At 74.4% G+C, this 19,850-nt stretch carries 10 protein-coding genes; 8 read left to right on the forward strand and 2 right to left on the reverse strand.

Features of this window, described 5'->3' with window-relative positions:
- Window positions 1-235 precede the first annotated feature (235 nt).
- The gene (locus tag ACZ592_RS33255; protein WP_471585411.1) at window positions 236-1,045 is read left to right on the forward strand and encodes a nuclease-related domain-containing protein; all 810 of its coding nucleotides are present in this window, start codon (window positions 236-238) and stop codon (window positions 1,043-1,045) included.
- A gap of 48 nt (window positions 1,046-1,093) precedes the next feature.
- On the opposite strand, the gene ACZ592_RS33260 is transcribed toward ACZ592_RS33255, so the two are convergent.
- Window positions 1,094-1,522: a nuclear transport factor 2 family protein gene (locus tag ACZ592_RS33260; RefSeq protein ID WP_471585412.1), complete on the reverse strand. Its 429-nt coding sequence runs from the start codon at window positions 1,520-1,522 to the stop codon at window positions 1,094-1,096.
- A gap of 126 nt (window positions 1,523-1,648) precedes the next feature.
- Window positions 1,649-2,539 (reverse strand): non-homologous end-joining DNA ligase, encoded by an 891-nt coding sequence (gene ligD, locus ACZ592_RS33265; RefSeq protein WP_471585413.1) that lies wholly within the window; start codon window positions 2,537-2,539, stop codon window positions 1,649-1,651.
- Window positions 2,540-2,709: 170 nt separating this feature from the next.
- Between ligD and ku the strand changes: the two genes are divergently transcribed.
- The 7 genes from ku to ACZ592_RS33300 all read left to right on the forward strand — a co-directional run bounded on the left by ku (window position 2,710) and on the right by ACZ592_RS33300 (window position 19,845).
- On the forward strand, window positions 2,710-3,870 hold the full coding sequence (ku, locus tag ACZ592_RS33270) for a non-homologous end joining protein Ku (protein WP_471585414.1): 1,161 nt from the start codon (window positions 2,710-2,712) through the stop codon (window positions 3,868-3,870).
- A gap of 292 nt (window positions 3,871-4,162) precedes the next feature.
- Window positions 4,163-4,369 carry an MbtH family protein gene (locus ACZ592_RS33275; RefSeq protein ID WP_471585415.1) on the forward strand — a complete coding sequence of 69 codons (207 nt, stop codon included), beginning with the start codon at window positions 4,163-4,165 and terminating at the stop codon, window positions 4,367-4,369.
- Window positions 4,370-4,478: 109 nt separating this feature from the next.
- Window positions 4,479-5,891: an MFS transporter gene (locus ACZ592_RS33280; RefSeq protein WP_471585525.1), complete on the forward strand. Its 1,413-nt coding sequence runs from the start codon at window positions 4,479-4,481 to the stop codon at window positions 5,889-5,891.
- A complete protein-coding gene (locus ACZ592_RS33285) occupies window positions 5,884-9,792 on the forward strand; it encodes an amino acid adenylation domain-containing protein (RefSeq protein ID WP_471585416.1) in 3,909 nt (1,302 codons plus the stop codon). Before ACZ592_RS33280 ends, ACZ592_RS33285 begins: the two co-directional genes overlap by 8 nt.
- Window positions 9,777-10,859, forward strand: a complete 1,083-nt coding sequence (locus tag ACZ592_RS33290; RefSeq protein WP_471585417.1) for a MupA/Atu3671 family FMN-dependent luciferase-like monooxygenase — start codon at window positions 9,777-9,779, stop codon at window positions 10,857-10,859. Before ACZ592_RS33285 ends, ACZ592_RS33290 begins: the two co-directional genes overlap by 16 nt.
- Window positions 10,856-15,778, forward strand: coding sequence for an amino acid adenylation domain-containing protein (locus tag ACZ592_RS33295; protein ID WP_471585418.1), 4,923 nt, complete (start codon window positions 10,856-10,858; stop codon window positions 15,776-15,778). The genes ACZ592_RS33290 and ACZ592_RS33295 overlap by 4 nt, the downstream gene beginning before the upstream one ends.
- On the forward strand, window positions 15,775-19,845 hold the full coding sequence (locus tag ACZ592_RS33300; protein ID WP_471585419.1) for an amino acid adenylation domain-containing protein: 4,071 nt from the start codon (window positions 15,775-15,777) through the stop codon (window positions 19,843-19,845). The genes ACZ592_RS33295 and ACZ592_RS33300 overlap by 4 nt, the downstream gene beginning before the upstream one ends.
- Window positions 19,846-19,850: the final 5 nt, after the last annotated feature.

Raw genomic sequence — 19,850 nt, forward strand, 5'->3', positions numbered from 1 at the left:
TCCGGCGGGATCGGGGGTGGACAGCTACGAAGTTAGATGTCCGCTATTGCGGCGGTTCGTCGTCTATGTAACAGCGGGCCATAGCTGTGCGGGCAGTGCCGTTACGGAACCGGGGGGACGCCGCTCCCGGACCGGTCGGATCCGGCGCAAAGACGACCCAACTTCCGCCCGCCGGGGCCGGCTTCTTGCCGCGGGAGCGTGCGGGCTGTTCCCATGGTCGAGGGGGTGGTGGCGCATGACAGGACTGCGCGTCGTACCGGCCTGGCGGCACGGTCAGGAGCGGTTGTACGTCTGTCTCGCGGACGGCAGGAACGTCGCCTGGTACGACCGCGACTCCTCCCGCGTCAACCTGCTCAGCGAGGACCGCGAGGAGGACGTCCTGGACGTTCTCGGCCCCTTCCTGACCGGTCAGGTGACGGTGGGCCCGCCGCCGGTCCCGACCCCGGCCGAGCTCGCCCGCCTCGCCCTCCACCCCGACGACGACCTCGCCCCCAACCGCCCCGGCGAGGCCCTGGTGATCTCGCTCGACCGCGACCCGGTGCCCGCCCGCAGGCTGCGCGCCGACGCCCGGCACCGCGCGTTCGCCGCCGAGCAGGCGGTCGGCACGACCCTCGACGCGCTCGAGGGCGCGGGCTGGCGGGTACTGCACTCCGTCCCGCTGCCGGGCGGCGCCCGCATCCACCATCTGCTGATCGGTCCCGGTGGCCTGTTCTGCGTGGCGACCGTCCCCGTCCGCAGGCAACGGGTGCGCATCGCCGACCCGATGGTCACCGTCGGCCGCGCCGGCCCCGTCCCGCTGCTGCGCACGGTCCGCTCCGACGCGGGCCGCGCCTCCTTCGCGCTGACGGCCGAGGTCCGTCCCGTCCTGGTGCTGGCCGGCACCGGCGCCGCCGATCTGGACGTGGCGGCGCCGCCCCGTGACGTACGGGTGCTGCGCGAGGCGGACCTGCCGGGCCTCGCCCGCCTCGGCGGGGTGCTGAAACCGGCCGATGTGGAGGCCTTGCACGCGCTGGCCAGGGACCGCCACACCTGGACGCGCGTCTGAGCCCGCCACCCCGGGCGGGGCGGCGGGCCCGGGCCGGGGCTCACCCGGTCAGAGGTTGTCCCCCCAGCCGCCCTGGATCATGGTCTGGAAGGCCCAGGATCCGCCGCGCCTGATCAGGATGTCGGCGTAGCGCAGTTGTTGCGTCCCGCCGTTCGCCGTCATCACCGAGTCGGTGAAGACGACGGCCATCGCGGGGGAGAGGAAGACGGGTGTGCGCGTGGACTCGAAGGTGATGTCCTCGCTCCCTTCCCCCATCACGTGCGTCATCGTCCGCACGAACTGCTCCCGGTCCCACTGCGTCGCCCGCCCGTCGCCCGCGGAGTCGTCGCTGACCAGGTTGAGCGGGAAGACGGCCAGGTCGGCCATGCGCTCGATGTCGCGCTCGGCGCTGTGGCCGTCGTACGCGGCGAACCAGGCGTCCAGGCTCGCGCGGTCCTCGGCGGTCGGGACGTATCCGGTCTCGGGAAGAAGGGTCACGCGGTCTCCTCTGCGGGTGGTCTCATCAAGTTTGACTACTGATGGAGAAGGTATGCCACGAACCCTTGCTAGTCAAACTTGATTAGATGTGATCCGGGTTACGAGGTCCGGGGTGCGGGGTCCGGGTCACGTGCTCGCGGGCAGCGGGCGTGCGCGGTCCGGGTCGAAGAGGGGCGCGAGCAGATCGCCGTGGCGCCGCAGCCGGGCCGCGATGTCGTTGGCGGTGAAGGCGAGCAGCCCCGGCTCGTCGCACTCCTCGACCTCGGTCCAGGTCACCGGCGTGGAGACGGTCGGCTCGGGGCGGGCCCGCAGGGTGTAGGGCGTGGCGGTGGTCTTCGCGGCGGCGTTCTGGCTGAAGTCGACGAAGACCTTCCCCGGGCGCAGGCTCCGCGTCATGCGGTGCACCACGAGGTCGGGCAGCTCGCGCCCGGCCGCCACGGCCAGCTCCTTGGCGTACGCGGTGACCTGCTCGGAGGGGGTCGGCTCCAGCGGTACGAGCAGATGCAGCCCCTTGCTGCCGGATGTCTTGGCGTACACGGAGAAGCCGTCGGCCCGCAGTCGCTCCCGCAGCGCGAGCGCGGCCCGGCAGCAGTCCACGACGGTGGCCGGCGGGCCGGGGTCCAGGTCGAGCACCAGGCGGTCGGCCCGCCCCGGGGCGGCGGCCCGCCACTGGGGCGTGTGGAACTCGGTGACGAGGTTGGCCGCCCACATCAGCGACGGCAGGTCCTGGACGAGGAGCTGGCGCACGTCCCCCTCGGAGCGGGGCACCTCGGCGGTGTGCACCCAGTCGGGTGTTCCGGGCGGCACGTTCTTGGTGAAGAACTGCTGGCCCTCCGGCCCGTCCGGGTAGCGCAGGAAGGAGACGGGCCGGTCGCGGAGGTGTGGGAGGAGGGCGTCGGCCGTGGTGGCGTAGTAGTGCAGCACCTCGCCCTTGGTGAAGCCGCTCGCGGGATAGAGGACCTTCTCCAGGTTGCTGAGCGTGAGCCGTCGCCCCTCCACGTCTGTGATCGGCGTCATACGATGAGAGTCCCATGAAACGCCCATAGCGCCACAAGATCCGCGAGCTATCCGAATTCCCCCCCCAGCCTCGACCCTCCCGATCTCTTTCCTCCCGCCCCCGTCCTCCCACCCCCCGTCCTCCCGCCCCCGTCCTCCCGCTCCCAGCCCCCCCCCGTGAGGTGTCGGACGTGCGATCCATCTGGAACGGCGCGATCTCCTTCGGCCTGGTCAGCATCCCGATCAAGGTCGTGAACGCCACCGAGAACCACGCGGTCTCCTTCCGCCAGATCCACACCGAGGACGGCGGCCGCATCCGCTACCGCAAGGTGTGCGAGCTGGAGGACGAGGAGGTGCCCACGGCGGAGATCGGCAAGGGGTACGAGGACGCCGACGGCTCGATCGTCCCGATCACCGACGAGGACCTGGCCGCGCTGCCCGTCCCCACCGCCAAGACGATCGAGATCGTCGCCTTCGTGCCCGCGGACCAGGTGGACCCGCTCCAGATGGACACCGCGTACTACCTGGAGGCGAACGGCGTCCCCGCCGCCAAGCCGTACACGCTGCTGCGCGAGGCGTTGCGGCGGAGCGAGAAGGTGGCCGTCGCGAAGTTCGCGCTCCGGGGCCGGGAGCGGCTCGGCATGCTGCGCGCGGTCGACGACGTGATCGCCATGCACGGGCTGCTCTGGCCGGACGAGATCCGCTCGTCCGACGGGGTGGCCCCGGACGCGAAGGTCACGGTGCGCGACGCCGAACTCGACCTGGCGGACGCACTGATGGACACGCTCGGCGAGGTCGACATCGCCACGCTCCACGACGACTACCGCGCGGCGGTCGAGGAGCTCATCGCCGCGAAGGCGGACGGGAAGGCCCCGGCGGAGCCGGCACCGGCCGATGAGGAGGGCGGCAAGGTCATCGACCTGATGGCCGCGCTGGAGAACAGCGTCCGCGCGGCGCGGGGCGAGGAAGCGCCGGGCGGCGGGGGCGGGAACGGGCGTGGGCGCGCGGGCAAGGACGCCGAAGTCACCCCGATCTCGCGCAAGTCGGCCCGCACGACGCCCAAACAGGTGGGTGGCAAGAAATCGACGTCGTCCGCGACGAAGAAGAAGGCCGCCCCCGCAGGGAAGAGGGCGACGAAGTCGTCGGCGGACGCGAAGTCGACGGCCGCCAAGGCCTCTTCGGCGAAGTCGGGTACCGGGGCGGCGGGGCGGGCGCCGGGTGCTTCGGCCGGCAAGTCGACCGGCGGTGCCGCGGCGAAGGCGACCGGGCGCAAGACGGCGGCCAAGAAGGCCGCTACGCAGAAGAAGACCGCGGCGAAGAAGACGACGGCGAAGCGCCGCAGCTCCGCCTGACCGGTGTTTACGAAGGGTCCGCATCGGGTCCGTATCGCGTCCGTATCGGGCCGAGGCGTTGACTCGGACCGGCAAATTGCAAAGTGCAGGAGCCGGGCCGGGCGGGCCGATGGAGAGCGCTCTCGGCGGGCCGCCCGAAAAGACCACCATCGGAATTCGGTCAAATCACACCCTCTGCACCCTTACCGACATGTGATCCATGTCACAAATCCTTGATGGAATTAGATCCTCCGCGCAATGATTCCTGCGGACACAATGGGATTCTTTAGGATTTCCGGAGGGTTTAAGGTAAATGGCCAGTAATCCATTCGAAGATGATGGTGCGGAATATCTGGTGCTCGTGAACGACGAGAATCAGCACACGCTCTGGCCCGCCGGCCTCGATGTCCCGCCCGGCTGGACCGTCGTGCAAGAGGCGAGTTCACGGGCCGATTCCCTGGCCTACGTAGAGCGGAACTGGACGGATCTGCGTCCCGCGAGCCTGATATCCGGCTCCTGACGTGACCGATCGTAAAAGGGAAGAGGGAAAATCGGGGGCACGGGGGACGGCGGGTGTGAAGAGCGGCGGTAATCGACCGCCGGGGCGCTTCGCCGATGCGGGACCGTTGATGCTCGTCTGGTCGGGACAGGCCGTCTCACTGGTCGGAAGCGCCGTTCTCAGATTCGCTTTCATAATCGAGGTGTGGTCCACCGGCGAGCAGGCGTCGGCCGTCACCGCCCTGTCTCTCTGCGCCGTGCTGCCGCAGGCGCTGTTCAGCCCATTTGCTGGCGCGATTATTGACCGCATCCGTAAACGGTCCGCGCTGCAGATCGCCGACGTCGGCGGAATCCTCGCCGTCGGCCTGCTCACCCTCGTGCACTTCTTCGGCGGCGGCCTGGAGCCCTGGCAGGTCTACCCCGCCACCGTGCTGCTCGGCATCTCCGCCGCCTTCCAGCTGCCCGCCCTCACCGCCGCGGTGCCGCTCCTGGTACGCAAGGACCAACTCGGCCGCGCCAACGGTCTGTTGGCGGGCGCCCGCAGCGCCGCGGGCATCTGCGGCCCGGCGCTCGGCGGCATCATGATCGCCCTGTCCGGCATCGGCGCGATCCTCGTCATCGACCTGGCCAGCTACGCCTTCGCGCTCATCGGCATCCGGATCGTGCGGATGAAGGGCGACAAGGTCCCCGAGGGGGCCGGCGCCCCGCGCACGAAGATCACGGCCGAGGCCGTCGAGGGCATGCGCTACCTCTTCCGGCAGGCGAGCCTGCGCGACATGACCGTGAACTTCTGCACGGTCAACCTCGTCATGGTCTTCGGCTTCGCCGTCGTGCAGCCCATGGTCCTGCTCAAGTCGGGCAACGGCGAACTCGCCGCCGTGAACAGCGCGATCGGCGTCGGCGGCGTCCTCGGCGGCCTGCTGATGGCCGCCTGGGGCGGGCCGAAGAACCGCGGCAGCGGCATGATGCTCGGCATCCTCGGCATGTGCCTGTCGGCGCAGATCGGCATGTCCTTGGTCGGCGGCGTCGTCGGCTGGTGCGCGGCCATGCTGGTCGGCGCGCTGCTCATGACCGTCGTCAACGCCTCGATGCAGTCGATCGTGCAGACCAAGGTGCCCCAGGAGTGGCAGGGCCGGGTCTTCGGCGCGGTGATGTTCCTGTCGCAGATCTCCGGGCCGCTGGCCATGGCGTGCTCGGGGCCGCTCGCCGACAACCTCTTCGAGCCGCAGGCCGCCGACGGGACCGGTGTCTTCGTGGCGCTCGGACCGCTCCTCGGCGACGAGCCGGGCAGCGGCATGGCCGGGATGCTCTTCCTCGCCGGGGCCGCGGGCGTCGTGGTCGCGCTGTGGGGCCTGGCGAGCCGCTCCATCCGGCACATCGACACGCTCCTGCCGGACATCGACGAGGTCGACGACTCCGAGGCCGGTTCTCAGGCCGGCTCCGAGGACGTTCCCGCGTCCGGGTCCGAGGCCCCGCTCGCGGCACGGGCAGGAACCGACGGCGGGGACGGGGGCGGTGAGAAGGATGACGCGCTGCGTGCGTGAGCTCTGCGTGCATGAGCTCTTCGAGGAGCAGGCGGCGCGGACACCCGGCGCGACGGCCCTCGTCCACGAGGACGAACGGCTGACCTACGCCGAACTCGACTCCCGCGCCGCCCGGTTGGCGGGCCTCCTCGCGGCGCGTGGAGTGACGCGCGGAGACACTGTCGGGATCCACCTGGAACGCACCGCCGAACTGGCCGTCGCCGTCCTCGGCGCACTGAAGGCCGGAGCCGGTTACGCGATGCTCGACCCGGCCTTCCCGGCCGAGCGGCTGCGCGGCATGGCGGCGGACGCGGGCATCACCGCGCTGCTGTCCCGGAAGCCGTCGTCCCCGGGCCGGCCGTCCCCGGGCCGGCCGTCCCCGGGCCGGCCGTCCCCGGGCCGGCCGTCCCCGGAACCGGCATCCCCGGCAACGCCCTCCCCGGAATCGCTGTCCCCGAAGGACGGCGTGCCGGAGGCGTCGCGCGCCGACGCGGTGACGGTGGTGCACGTCGAAGACGCCGCGGACGCGCGGCCGTTGGCGCGCGGTGCGGTACGGACCGAGCCCGACGACATCGCGTGCGTGATGTTCACGTCCGGGTCCACGGGACGCCCCAAGGGCATCGTCGCGCCGCACCGCGCCGTCACCGCCACGCTGACCGGCCAGGACTTCGCCTCCTTCGGGCCCGGCGCGGTGTGGCTGCAGTGCGCGCCTGTCTCCTGGGACGCGTTCGCGATGGAGCTGTGGGGGCCGCTGACCGGCGGCGGCACCTGCGTGCTGCACCCCGGCGGCCGCCCCGACCCGGTGGTGATCGCGCGGCTCGTCGCCGCGCACGGCGTCACGTCCATGTACCTGTCCGGGTCCCTCTTCAACGTCGTCGTCGACGAGTACCCGCGCGCCCTGGAAGGCCTGCGCGAACTGATCGTCGGCGGCGAGGCGCTGTCGCCCCCGCACGTGGCCCGCGCCCTGGAGCGCCGCCCGGACCTGCGGCTCGGCAACGGCTACGGCCCCGTCGAATGCATGGTCTTCCTCACCGTCCACCGCATCACCCCGGACGACGTGTGCGACGGGGCGCCGGTGCCGATCGGCCGCCCCCTGAACGGCAAGCGGCTGTACGTCCTCGACGAGCGGCTCGCGCCCGTCGCCGACGGCGTGAGCGGCGAGCTGTACGCGGCCGGGGCGGGCCTCGCGCGCGGCTACAGCGCGGCGGGGCTGACGGCGGAACGTTTCGTGGCCGACCCCTTCGGCGCGCCGGGCGAGCGCATGTACCGCACCGGCGACCTGGCGGCGCGCCGTCCCGACGGGACCTTCGAGTACCGGGGCCGCGCCGACGGCCAGGTGAAGATCCGCGGCTTCCGCGTGGAGCCGGGCGAGGTCGAGAACGTCCTGGCCCGCCACCCCGGCGTCGACCGCGCCGCCGTGCTCGCCACTCCCGCGGGACCGGACGGGGAGCGCCGGCTCGTCGCGTACGTCGTGCCGGGCCCCGGTCGCGAACAGGCGCCGACCGAGGCCGAGTTGCGCGACCATGCGGCGGGGCTCCTGGCGGACTTCCTGGTGCCGTCCGTGTTCGTGCCGCTGGCCGCGCTGCCGCTGACCGCCAGCGGGAAGCTGGACCGGGCGGCCCTGCCCGCGCCGGACGCGCCGACCCTGCCGGGGGCCGTTGCCGTGTCGTCGGGTGCCGCGCTCGGCGACACGGAGGAGAGCCGGACCGTGCGGGCACTGCGCGAGCTGTTCGCGGACGTCCTGGGAGTCGGTGGGGCCGCTGGAGACGCTGGAGTCGCGGGGGCCGATGGAATCGCCGGGGGCGGCGGGGTCGGCGCGCACGACGACTTCTTCGCCCTGGGCGGCCACTCTCTGCTGGCCGCGCGGGTCCTCGGCCGGGTGCACCGGACGCTCGGCGCGGAGCTCGACCTGCGGACGCTCTTCGCGGCGTCCACACCGGCGCGCCTCGCCCCCTACGTGGACCGTGCCGCCGCGGCGGTGGCCGCCGGGCCCGGGGCGGAGGTCAGGCCATCCCGCCCCCTCGGCTCCGCGCCGCTCCCCGTCTCGGACGCCCAGCACCGCCTGTGGTTCCTGGACCGGCTCGGCGCCGGCGTCGCGTACAACCTGCCCGTGCTGGTGCGGTTGCGCGGCCCGGTGGACGCGGCTGCGCTGGGCGACGCCCTGGGGGACGTCGTCGTACGCCACGAGGTGCTCCGCACGGTCTTCGACGAGGTCGACGGCGCACCGGTGCGCCGCGTGCCGCGCGGGGTCGACGCGCGTCCACCGTTCCTGCACCGCACCCTCGGTGCGGACGAGCTGGCGGGGGCGATCGACGCGGCGGCCCGGCACCGGTTCGACCTCGCCACCGAACTCCCCGTGCGAGGCGTGCTGTTCAGCCTGCGCGACCGCCCCGACGAGCACGCGCTGCTCGTGCTGATCCACCACATCGCCGGGGACGGCTGGTCCCTCGCGCCGCTCTTCCGCGACCTGTCCCGCGCCTACGCCGTACGGGCGGCCGGCTCCGCAGGTGACGCGGACGCCCCCGTACTCCCGCCCCTGGCCGTCTCCTACGCCGAGTACGCCCGGCGCCGGGCCGACCGCCTCGGACGGGCCGACGATCCCGAATCCCTCCGACAGCGCCAAGTCGGCTACTGGAAGGACGTGTTGGCGGGCCTGGACCCCGAGGGCCCGCTGCTGCCGAGGCGTCCGGAGCGGCCCGCCGTGCCGGGCCCGGCCGCGGCGACCGTCGTGCGCCGCATGGACGCGGAGAGCCACGCCCGCGTCGTCGAGGCCGCCCGCGCCCAGGGCGGCACCCTCTTCATGGCCCTGCACGCCGCGCTCGCCGCGGCCCTCGTGCGGGTGGGCGCCGGCGCGGACCTGGCGGTCGGGGCGCCGGTCGCGGGACGAGCGGGCGACGACGGCGTCGAGGACGCCGTCGGGTTCTTCGTGAACATGCTCGTGCTGCGCACCGACGTCTCGGGCGACCCGACCGCGCGGCAGCTCCTCGCCCGCGTCCGGGACGCCGACCTCGGCGCCTTCGCCCACCAGGACGTGCCGTTCGAGCACGTGGTGGGCGAGCTCAATCCCGTACGGACGCAGGGCAGGCAGCCGTTCACCGACGTCGTCCTCGCCCTGCAGAACAACGCGCGCGCCGAGGTCGGCCTGCCCGGCGCCGACCGGGGCGTCGAGGTGGTGCGCGCCGGAGCCGCCCGCTTCGAACTCCTGGTGGACGTCACCGACGCGACCGGCCCCGGCGGCGTACCGGAAGGGCTGACCCTCACCTTCGAGTACCGCGCCGAATCCCTGGCCGCCGACTTCGTGACCTGGCTGGCGGACGCCCTGCCGCAGGCCCTGGAGAGGGCCGCCGCCGCACCGGACACCCCGCTCACCCGGCTCATCACCACGGAGCCGCCGCGCCGCGCCGACGAGCGGGACGGGAACGCGGCCCCGCCGGTCGCCTTCCCGGCCGCTTCGACGGCCGCCTCCGCGGCGGTCTCCGAGGCCCCCGCCACCCCGCTGGAGCGGGAGATCGCCGCCGTCTGGCGCGACGTGCTGGCGGGGCGGAGTGCCGGAGCGGGAGACGGGGCGCGCGGGGCGGGCACAGAGACTGTCCCCGATGCCGATGCCGATGCCGATGCCGATGCCGATGCCGCCACCGGCCCCGACATCGGCCGCCACGACGACTTCTTCGCACTCGGCGGCAACTCGCTGCGCGCGGTGCGTGTCGCCGCGCGGCTCAGCACCGGCACCCGCACCGTGACGGCCGCGCAGCTCTTCGCCGCGCCCACCGTCGCCGCCCTCGCCGCCGAACTGGCGCGGACGCCCACCCAGGACGGGCCCGCCCCGGCGCCCATCACCCGGCGGCCGCGCGTGCCGCGCCAACAGGACCAACAGAGCCGTCTCGGCGGGAAACAGGAGGAGAGGCCGTGGACCTCAGCGTGATGTTCTTCGGCGCGGACAGCGGCGCCGGCGCGGAGGGGACCGACCCCGCGGGAACGGGCACCCGGCACGCGGACACGTACGACGACATCCTCACCGTCGCGCGCACCGCCGACCGGCTCGGCTTCCACGCCGTGTGGACCCCCGAGCGCCATTTCCAGCAGGTGGGGCAGGTCTTCCCGAGCCCGCCCGTGCTCAGCGCCGCCCTCGCCGTCGCCACCGAGCGCATCGGCATCCGCGCGGGCAGCGTCGTCCTGCCCCTGCACCACCCGTTGAAGGTCGCCGAGGACTGGGCGGTCGTCGACAACCTCTCGCACGGCCGGGTCGGCCTCTCCGTCGCCACCGGCTGGCACTCCGCCGACTTCGCCCTGGCCCCCGGCCACTACGAGGACCGCAGGGAACGCACTCTGCGAACCATCCCCGAACTGCGCAGGCTGTGGGCGGGCGAGCCGGTCGAGTACCCGGACGGCACCGGGCAGCCGGTCAGTGTCGTCCCCCAGCCCAGGCCCGTTCAGCGCGAGTTGCCGCTGTGGGTCACCACGTCCGGCAACCCGGAGACCTGGGAGGCCGCAGGAAGGCTGCGCGCCGGTGTGCTCGGCGCGACCGTCGGGCAGAGCAGGGACGAGCTCGCCGAGAAGATCGCCCGCTACCGCGCGGCCTGCGCCGACGCCCCCGACCAGGGCGGCACCGACACCCACGGCCGTGTGACGCTCATGGCGCACACCTACGTCGGCGCCGACGACGCCCAGGTGCGGCGCCTGGCCGCCGCGCCCCTGAAGGCGTACCTCGCCTCGTACCTGCGCCAGACCGCCGCCAACCGCGCCGCCCAGGGCCGGGAGGGCGAGAAGCTGACCGACGAACAGACCGGCATGCTCGCCGAGTTCGCGTTCCAGCGCTACCTGAACTGGGGCAGCCTGCTCGGCTCGCCGGGCACCTGCGCCAAGATGCTCGCCGACCTGCGCGACCTGGGCGTCGACGAGGTGGCCTGCTTCATCGACTTCGGCATCGGACGGGACGAGGTCCTCGCCGGACTGCACCGCCTCGCGGAACTGAGAGAGGCCGCACTGTGACGTCGACATCCCCCTCCATGGCCGACCGGTTCAGCGCGCTCAGCGCCGAGCAGCGGGTGCGGCTCATGCGCCGCCTCGTCGAGGCCGGCCGCGCCCGGGAGATCCCCGCGGTCGTGCCGCCCCGGGACCCGGACGGGAGCGTGCGGCTGAGCTCCGCGCAGCGCGACCTGTGGGTGTACGAGTCGCTCTATCCCGGCACCCCGGCGCTGAACCTCTGCTGTGCCTACCACTTCGAGGAGACGCCGGAGTCACCGAAGTCACCGGAGGCGTCGGACCCGGCACAGTCGGACGGCCCCGTGGACCCGGCCCATCTGGAGGCCGCGCTCACCCTCATCCAGGCCCACCACGACATCCTGCGCACCCGCATCTCCGGTACGGCGGACGACCTGCGCGTCGACTTCCCCGACGAGGGCCCCTTCGTCCTGGAGCGCGACGACCTGCGCGGCACCGGCACGACCATCGAGGAGGCCTTCCGCGCCTTCCGCCGCCGCCCGTTCGACCTCGCCGGCGAGCGCCTGATCCGCGGCCGCTTCGTGCGCGTCGACGAACGGCGCTCGACGCTGATGCTGAGCCTGCACCACATCATCACCGACTGGTGGTCCTTCGACGTCCTGCAGACGGAGTTCGCCGAGGCGTACCGCGCGCTGCGCGAAGGTACCGAGCCGCGGCTGACCAGGCCCGCCGTCCAGTACGCCGACTTCGCCTCCTGGCAGGGCGAGTTGGAGGCCGCCGGGGTCTTCGAGGCGCGCCTGGACTTCTGGCGCCGCTATCTGGCCGCGCCACCGGGACCGCTGACCGTGCCGGGCCGCGGCGGCGCAGGGCTCGCCGACGACGGCCGGGACGGTGCGGACGGCGAGGACGGCATCGTCCAGATCCGCTTCCGGGTCGACGCCCCCACCGCCGGGGCCGTCCGCGCGCTGGCCCGTGAGCGCGGCGCCTCCGTGTACGTCGTCCTGATGACCGCCTTCGCGGTCCTCGCGCACCGCGTCACCGGCGCCGACGACCTGGTGCTCGGCACCCCGGTCGCCAACCGCTCGGCCAAGGGCCTCGACCAGGTCATCGGCTATGTGATGAACGCGGTGCCGACCCGCTGGCGCATCGCGGACCAGGACTCCTTCGCGGACGTCCTGGCCCGCTTCGGCACCGACTTCGCGGCGCTGATGGGCAACGCCGACCTGCCGGTGGGCCGGATCGTGTCGGCCGCCGCGCCGGAGCGCAGCGCGGGCCGTTCCCCGCTGTTCCAGTGGGTGTTCATGCACCTGACGGAGCAGTCGAGCGTGTCCGCCGTACGCGAGTTCGCCGAGCCCGAGCGCATCCACACCGGCGGCGAGCACGACCTCGTCGGCGTCGTGCGGGACAGCGGCGACGGCATGGACGGCAGCTTCGAGATCCGCACCGACCAGTTCTCGGCCGAGGCCGTGCGCCGCTGGGCGGACAGCTATCTCGCGCTGCTCCAGCAGATCACCGCGGACCCGACCGCCCTCGTCCGGGACCTCGACGTGCTGCCCGCCGCCGAGCGCCGCCGCGTCCTCGCCCTGTCGGCGGGCCCCGCCGCGCCCGCCCCCGAGACGCTGCCCGGCACAGTGGCCCGGCACGCCGCCCGCACCCCGGACGCGGTCGCCGTCGAGGGTGACGGCGTGCGCCTCACGTATGCCCAACTCGACGACCGCATCGACCTGTTGGCCGGGCTCTTCGCCCGGCACGGTGCGGGCCCCGGGCGGACCGTCGCCCTCGCGCTCGGCCGGTGCGCGACGCTGCCGATCGCCGCGCTCGCCGTACAGCGGGCGGGCGCCGCCTATCTGCCGGTCGACCCCGACTACCCGGCCGACCGTGTCCGCCGCACCCTCGACGACGCGGCCCCCGCGCTCCTGGTCACCGACGCGCGCACGGCCGCGGCGGGCGTACTGCCCGACACGGGCCTGCCCCGACTCGTCCTCGACGACGACGTGTGCGGGGAGTCGTACGACATCACGGACGGCAACACGGGCGGCACGGCGAACGGCATTGCGGACGGCGCCGCACCCGGTGTGCCGCTCGCGGGAAAGGCCCCGGTGCCCGCCCCGCCCCTCGACCCCGCGCACGCCGCCTACGTCATCCACACGTCCGGCTCCACCGGCACCCCCAAGGGTGTCGTGGTCCCGCACGCGGGCGTCGCCGCGCTGGCCCACAGTCTCGTGGACCGTTTCGCGCTGGACGCGAACACCCGTGTGCTGCAGCTCGGTTCGCCGTCCTTCGACATCTCCGTGGCGGAGATGTGCATGGCGTTCGGGCCCGGCGGCACGCTGGTCGTGCCCCCGCGGGGGCCGCTCGTCGGCGCCGCGCTCGGCCGGGTCCTCGCCGAGCGGCGGATCTCCTGCGCGATGGTGCCGCCGTCCGTCCTCGCCACCGTCCCCGAAGGGTCCTACCCGGCGCTGCGCGCCCTCGCGGTCGGCGCGGAGGCCTGCCCGCCCGCCCTCGTGGCCCGCTGGGCCGTCGGCGGCCGCCGCTTCCACAACGCCTACGGACCCACCGAGGCCACCGTCGCCGCCACCCTCTCCGGACCACTGACCGGCGACGGCACGGTCCCGCCCATCGGCACCCCGGTCGCGGGCACCACCACCCACGTCCTGGACGCGCGGCTGCGCCCGGTGCCGACCGGCGTCGCCGGCGAGCTCTACCTCTCCTCGGCGGGGCTGGCCCGCGGCTACCTGAACCGGCCGGGCGCCACCGCCGAACGCTTCGTCGCCGACCCCTTCGGCACCCCCGGCTCCCGCATGTACCGCACGGGCGACCTGGTCTTCCGCGACGACGACGGCACCCTGCACTACCTGGGCCGCACCGACGAGCAGGTGAAGCTGCGCGGCCTGCGCATCGAGCCGGGCGAGATCGCGTCCGTGCTCTCCGGACACCCGACGGTGTCCGTGGCCGCCGCGGTCGTACGCGACGACGACGCGGGCCGCCCGCAGCTGACCGGCTACGCGGTGCCCGCCCCCGGGGAGACCGTCGACCCGACCGCGCTCCTCGCGTACGCCGCCACGCGTCTGCCGGCCCACATGGTGCCCTCGGACATCGTGGACCTGCCCGAACTCCCCCTGACCCGCAGTGGAAAGCTCGACCGCGCAGCCCTGCCCGCGCCCCGGGCCGCCACGGCGACGCGCGCGCCCGCCTCCGCCCGCGAGAAAGAGCTGTGCGGCCTCTTCGCCGACATCCTGGGCGTGCAGCGGGCCGGTGCCGACGACGACTTCTTCCGCCTCGGCGGCGACAGCATCATGGCCATCCAGCTGGCCGGGCAGGCCTCGGCCGCCGGTCTCGTACTGGCCCCGCGCGACGTGTTCACGCTCCGCACCCCGGCCCAACTGGCTCTCCACGCGCGGTCGTCGGACGGCGTCGGCGCCATCGAGGGCCCCGACGGTTCCGGCACCGGCCGCTTCCCGCTGACCCCCGTCATGCGGTGGTGGCGCGAACAGGGCGGCGACACCTGGGCGTTCACCCAGTCGATGGCCTTCCCCGTGCCGCCCGGCACGGACCCGGTGCGGATCGGGGCCGCCGTCCGCGGACTCACCGAACGGCACGGGGTGCTGCGGATGCGCCTCCTGCCGGAGGAAGCGGCGGCCGAGGTCGCCGAGGTGATCCCGGCGGGCGTGGGCGCGGGCGTCGGCCCGGAGCGCGTCTCCGTCGCAGGGGAGGACGAAGCCCTGGACCTGGCCCGCGTACGGGCGGCATCGGTCCGCCTCGCCCCCGAGGACGGCGAGATGATGCGGGCCGTCTGGTGCGACGCGGGCCCCGAGCGGCAGGGCCTGCTGCTCCTGACCCTGCACCACCTGGCGGTCGACGGCGTCTCGTGGCGGATCATCGGGCCGGAGCTGTCGGCCGCCCTCTCCGGAGAGGACACCGGGGCGGCGCCGACGCCTCCCGGGACCTCCTTCCCGCGCTGGGCCAATCTGCTCGACGAAGAGGCCGTGCGTCCGGAGCGGGAAGCCGAACTTTCCTACTGGCAGCGGCAGGTGGAGCCCGCCACCGCCGATGACGCCAGGATCGCCGACGGCCGCGGCGCCGGCGCGCACCGCGCGACCGTCACCGTCGAACTCCCCGTCGACCTCACCACGGCCGCCCTCACCACCTTGCCCGCCGCCTACAACTGCGGCGCCGACGCGGTCCTGTTGACCGCCCTGGCGCTCGCGGCCGTACGCCACCGGGGCTCGGGCACCGGCCTGCTGGTGCACATGGAAGGGCACGGCAGGGAGACACTGTCGCGTCCCGCGGACGTGTCCCGCACGGTCGGCTGGTTCACCACGCAGTACCCCGTACTCCTCGACATCGGGGGAGCCGGGGGAGCCGGGGGCGCCGGGCGGTACGGCACATCGGGCGGCGCCGCCACGAGCGACGCCCTGAAGTCGGTGAAGGAGCAGCTGCGGGCCGTGCCCGACGGCGGCATCGGCTGGGGCCTCCTGCGCCACCTCAACCCGAAGACGGCCCCTGAGCTCGCCGGACTCCCCGTACCCGACGTGCGGTTCAACTACCTCGGCCGCCTCGCGTCCGGCGACGCGGCGGGCGGCACCCTGCTCGACGGCGGCCCCGGCGCGGTGCCGCTCGGCCACGCCCTGGAGATCGACGTCCTCGCCACGGAGACCACGGAGGCCACGGAGGCCGCGGAGGCCGCGGGCGGGGCCGGGAGTACGGGCGGCGGCGACGGGCTGCGCCTCGAAGCCACCTTCTCGTACGCCGAGGGGATCCTCGCGCGGGACGACGTGCGCGAGCTCGCCCGGCTCTGGCAGGAGGCGCTCGACACCCTCATACGGGAGACGGAACAGGGCGGGCCGGTCGGCGCCACCCCCTCCGACTTCCCGCTCGTGGACCTGTCCTACGACCAACTGGCCATGCTGGAAGGTGACATGGACGGGCTGCTCGACGGCGACCCCGGTGCGGAGGCCGCCCGATGAGCGGACACCCGGCCGGCACAAGGCCCACGAGCGGACGCATCGCGGACGTCCTGCCGCTCACCCCGGTCCAGGAGGGCCTGCTCTTCCACGCCGTGCGCGACGCCGAGGGACCCGACCCGTACCTGGTCCAGGCCCGCTTCCGCATCGGCCCCGCCGTGGCCCCGGCCGCCGTGCGCACCGCGCTCACCGCCCTCCTGGAACGGCACCCCAACCTGCGCGCCTGCTTCCGCCACGAACGCCTCGAACGCCCGGTGCAGGTGATCCCGCACACCGTCACCCTGCCCTGGGCCGAGGCCGACCTGACGGGCCGCGCGCCCGACGACGTCGAGTCCGGCATCGCGCGGCTGCTGGCCGAGGACCGCACGCGCCGCTTCGACGTGGCGCGCCCGCCGCTGGTCCGCGCGACGCTCGCCCGGCACGACACGGGCCACGAACTCGTCCTGTCCTTCCACCACATCCTGCTCGACGGCTGGTCGATCCCCATCCTGGAACGGGACCTGGCGGCCCTCGTCTCCGGCACCGCCCTGCCGCCCGCCGTGCCCTACCGTCAGTACGCCCTCTGGCTGAGCCGCCAGGACCGGGCCCTGGCGGAGGCGGCCTGGCGCGAGGCGCTCGACGGCCTGGAAAGGCCCGCGCCGCTCGCTGCCGAGGCGGTGAGCGCGGGGGAGCCCGCCACCGGGGGAGAGAGCGATGGGGAGCACGACGCGACCCGCGTCGACACGGTCCGCGTGCGGCTCACCGCCGACCTGACCGCAGCCCTGGTGCGCCGCGCCGCCGACGCGGGCGTCACCCTCAACACCCTGACGCAGGCCGCCTGGTCCCTGGTGCTCGCCCGGATGACCGGCGCCCGGGACGTCGTCTTCGGCGGGGTCGTGTCGGGCCGCCCGCACGACCTGCCCGGCGCCGGCGAGATGGTCGGCCTGTTCATCAACACGCTCCCCGTGCGGATCCGGCTCCGCGAAGGGGAGAGCGTCGCCGCCCTCCTGTCCCGCGTCCAGGACGAGCAGGCACGCCTCGGCGCGTACCATCACGTGCGGCTCGCGGACGTGGCGCAGGCTGCCGGTGCCGGGACCGGCGTCGGATCCGGATCGGGTGAACTCTTCGACTCCGTCCTCGCGTTCGAGAACTTCCCGCGCGGCAGCCAGGCCGCCCAGGACGGGCCCGGCACGGTCCGTGTCGTCGACGTCCAGGACGCCACGCACTACCCGGTGACGCTCGCCGTCGTCGCGGGCGAGCGGATGCTCCTCGCCGTGGGCTGCCGCCGCGGCCTCTCGGCCTCCGCCGTCGCGGCCCGGGTGGTGCGGGCCTTCGAGCAGCTGGCGGGCGACCCGGAGACACCGGCCGACCGGATCGACGTGCTGCCCGTGGAGGAGCACCGGGAGCTGGTGGCGGGGGCGGCCGGAGGCCCAGCCGATCAAGCCGATCAAAGCGATCAAGCCGATCAAAGCGATCAAGCCGATCAAGGTGACCAGGGCGGGCCGGGGGCCGTGCCGGCGACCGTGACGGCGCGGTTCGCCGCGCAGGCGGCCCGTACGCCGGACACGCCCGCCGTCGAGGCCGACGGCGAGGTCATGACGTATGCCCGGCTCGACGAGGAGTCCGACCGCCTCGCCCGCCGCCTCGCCGCGGCCGGGACGGCCCCCGGGGCCACCGTGGGCCTGCTGCTGCGCCGCTCCCCGTCCCTGGTCGTCGCCCAGCTCGCGGTGCTCAAGACGGGCGCGTGCTGGCTGCCGCTCGACCCGGCACAGCCGCGCGAGAGGCTGGCCCGGCTCCTGGACGAGGCGTCGGCGGAGCTGGTCCTGACGGACGAGGACCCGGCACACCCCGTACAACTGCCGCCGCACGTACGCCACTTGTCCGTACGGGGAGCGTCGCCCGAGTCGCCGTTCGGTGACCGTTCGCGTCCCGGGTCCACGGCCTGCGTGATGTACACGTCCGGGTCGAGCGGCGAACCGAAGGGCGTCGCCGTTCCCCAGCGGGCCCTCGTCGAACTCGCCGCGGACAGCCGTTTCGGGGGCGACGCGCACCGCCGCGTGCTCCTGCACAGCCCGCACACCTTCGACGCCGCCACCTACGAGGTGTGGGTCCCGCTCCTGAACGGCGGCACCGTCGTCGTCTGCCCCGCCGGGCCCGTCACGCCCGCCCTGCTCGCGCGGGTGCTGCCCGAGCGGCACGTCACCGCGCTGTGGCTCACCGCCGAGCTGTTCCGCACGGTCGCGGAGCTGGCGCCCGGTGCGCTGCGCGGGGCGCGGGAGGTGTGGACCGGCGGCGACGTCGTGGACCCCGAAGCGGTGCGCCGCGTCCAGGAGCACTGCCCCGGCACGCAGGTCGTGAACGGCTACGGACCCACCGAGACCACGGTGTTCGCCACCACGCACCCCGTCGGGCGCCCCGCCCCCCGCGGACCGGTCCCGATCGGCCACCCGCTCGACGGCACCCGCGTCCACGTCCTCGACGCCCGCCTGCGGCCCGTCCCGCACGGGTGCGTGGGGGAGGTGTACATCGCGGGGGCGGGGCTCGCCCATGGATACCTCGGCCGCCCCGGCGCCACCGCCGAACGCTTCGTGGCCGACCCGTACGGTCCGCCGGGCACCCGCATGTACCGCACCGGCGACCTCGCCCGCCGGGCCCCGTCCGGCACCCTCGTCTTCGCCGGGCGCGCCGACGACCAGCTGAAGATCCGCGGCTTCCGCGTCGAGCCGGCCGAGGTCGAGGCGGCCCTGGCGGCCTGCCCCGGCGTCACCCGCGCGGTGGTCGCCGCCGTACCCGCCCCGGGCGGCGGGAAGCGGCTGGCGGCGTGGGTGGTCATCGCCGACGGTGCCGGGCCGGCGGGCGCCGAGGGACTGCCGGAGAGGCAGGGGGCACCGGACGCGCCGGTGGCTTCGCCCGTCGCCGACGGCGATCCGCTGGAGCGGGTCAGGGAGGCCGCCGCCCGACTCCTTCCCGCGCACCTCCTGCCCACCGCCTGGGCCCGCGTCGACGCCGTGCCGCTGACCCCGCACGGCAAGACCGACCGGGCGGCCCTGCCCGAACCCGGCACCGGGGCAGCGCCCTCGCGTGCTCCGCGCACCGCCCGCGAGAAGGAGCTGTGCGCGCTGTTCGGCGAGGTCCTCGGGGGTGCGGAGGCTGGTCCCGACACCGACTTCTTCGCGGTCGGCGGGCACTCGCTGAGCGCGCTGCGCCTGGTGGGCCGCATCGAGACGGCCTGGGGCGTACGGGTCCCGGTGGCGACGCTCTTCGCGGCGCCGACGCCCGCCGCGCTGCTCGCCCGCCTGGACGGCCCGGCGCGGGACACCGCCGAGAGCCTGGCCCCGCTGCTCGCCCTGCGCGCGGAGGGCGACGGCGTCCCGCTGTTCTGCGTGCACCCGGGGCTCGGCGTGGGCTGGGCCTACACGGCCCTGCTCCCGCACCTGGACCCCGCCCGACCGGTGTACGCCCTGCAGGCCCCGGCCCTGACCGAGGAGTCTCACCAACCGCACGCCAGTGTGGGCGAGTTGGCGGAGGCGTACGTCGAGCGCGTCCGGGGCGTCCGGCCGCACGGCCCGTACCTCCTGCTCGGCCGGTCCTTCGGCGGACCCGTCGCGCACGAGATGGCGGTGCGGCTGCGCGCGGCGGGCGAGGAGGTCGCGCTGCTCGCCGTGGTCGACGCCATGCCCAAGCCACCGGAGGTGGCCGGTACGCCGCTCGCCCCTGACGTCGTCGAGGAAGAGGCCCGGCGCATCCTCAAGGAGGAGGGGGCCGCACTCGACGGGATCGGCGCGCGCCGCCTCGCCGCCCTGTCCGGCGCGATCGCCGAGCACGTCGTCCTGGGCCGCGCGTGGGTGCCGTCCCCGTACGACGGCACCGTGTCCCTCTTCGCCGCCACCCGTGACCCCGAGGCCATCCCCACCGGGACGAAGGCGGAAGCCTGGCGGCGCGCCGCCGCAGCGGTCGAGGTGCACGAACTGGCGTGCGCCCACGCCGAGGTGCTCGACCCGGCACCGGCCGCCCGGATCGCCGCGGCCATCGAGAGCTCCGTCCGGCGCTCCCTCCAGCACGGCTCCGAAACACCCCTCCAGGGAGAGTGAATCCA

Source organism: Streptomyces sp. NPDC040622 (assembly GCF_055593965.1).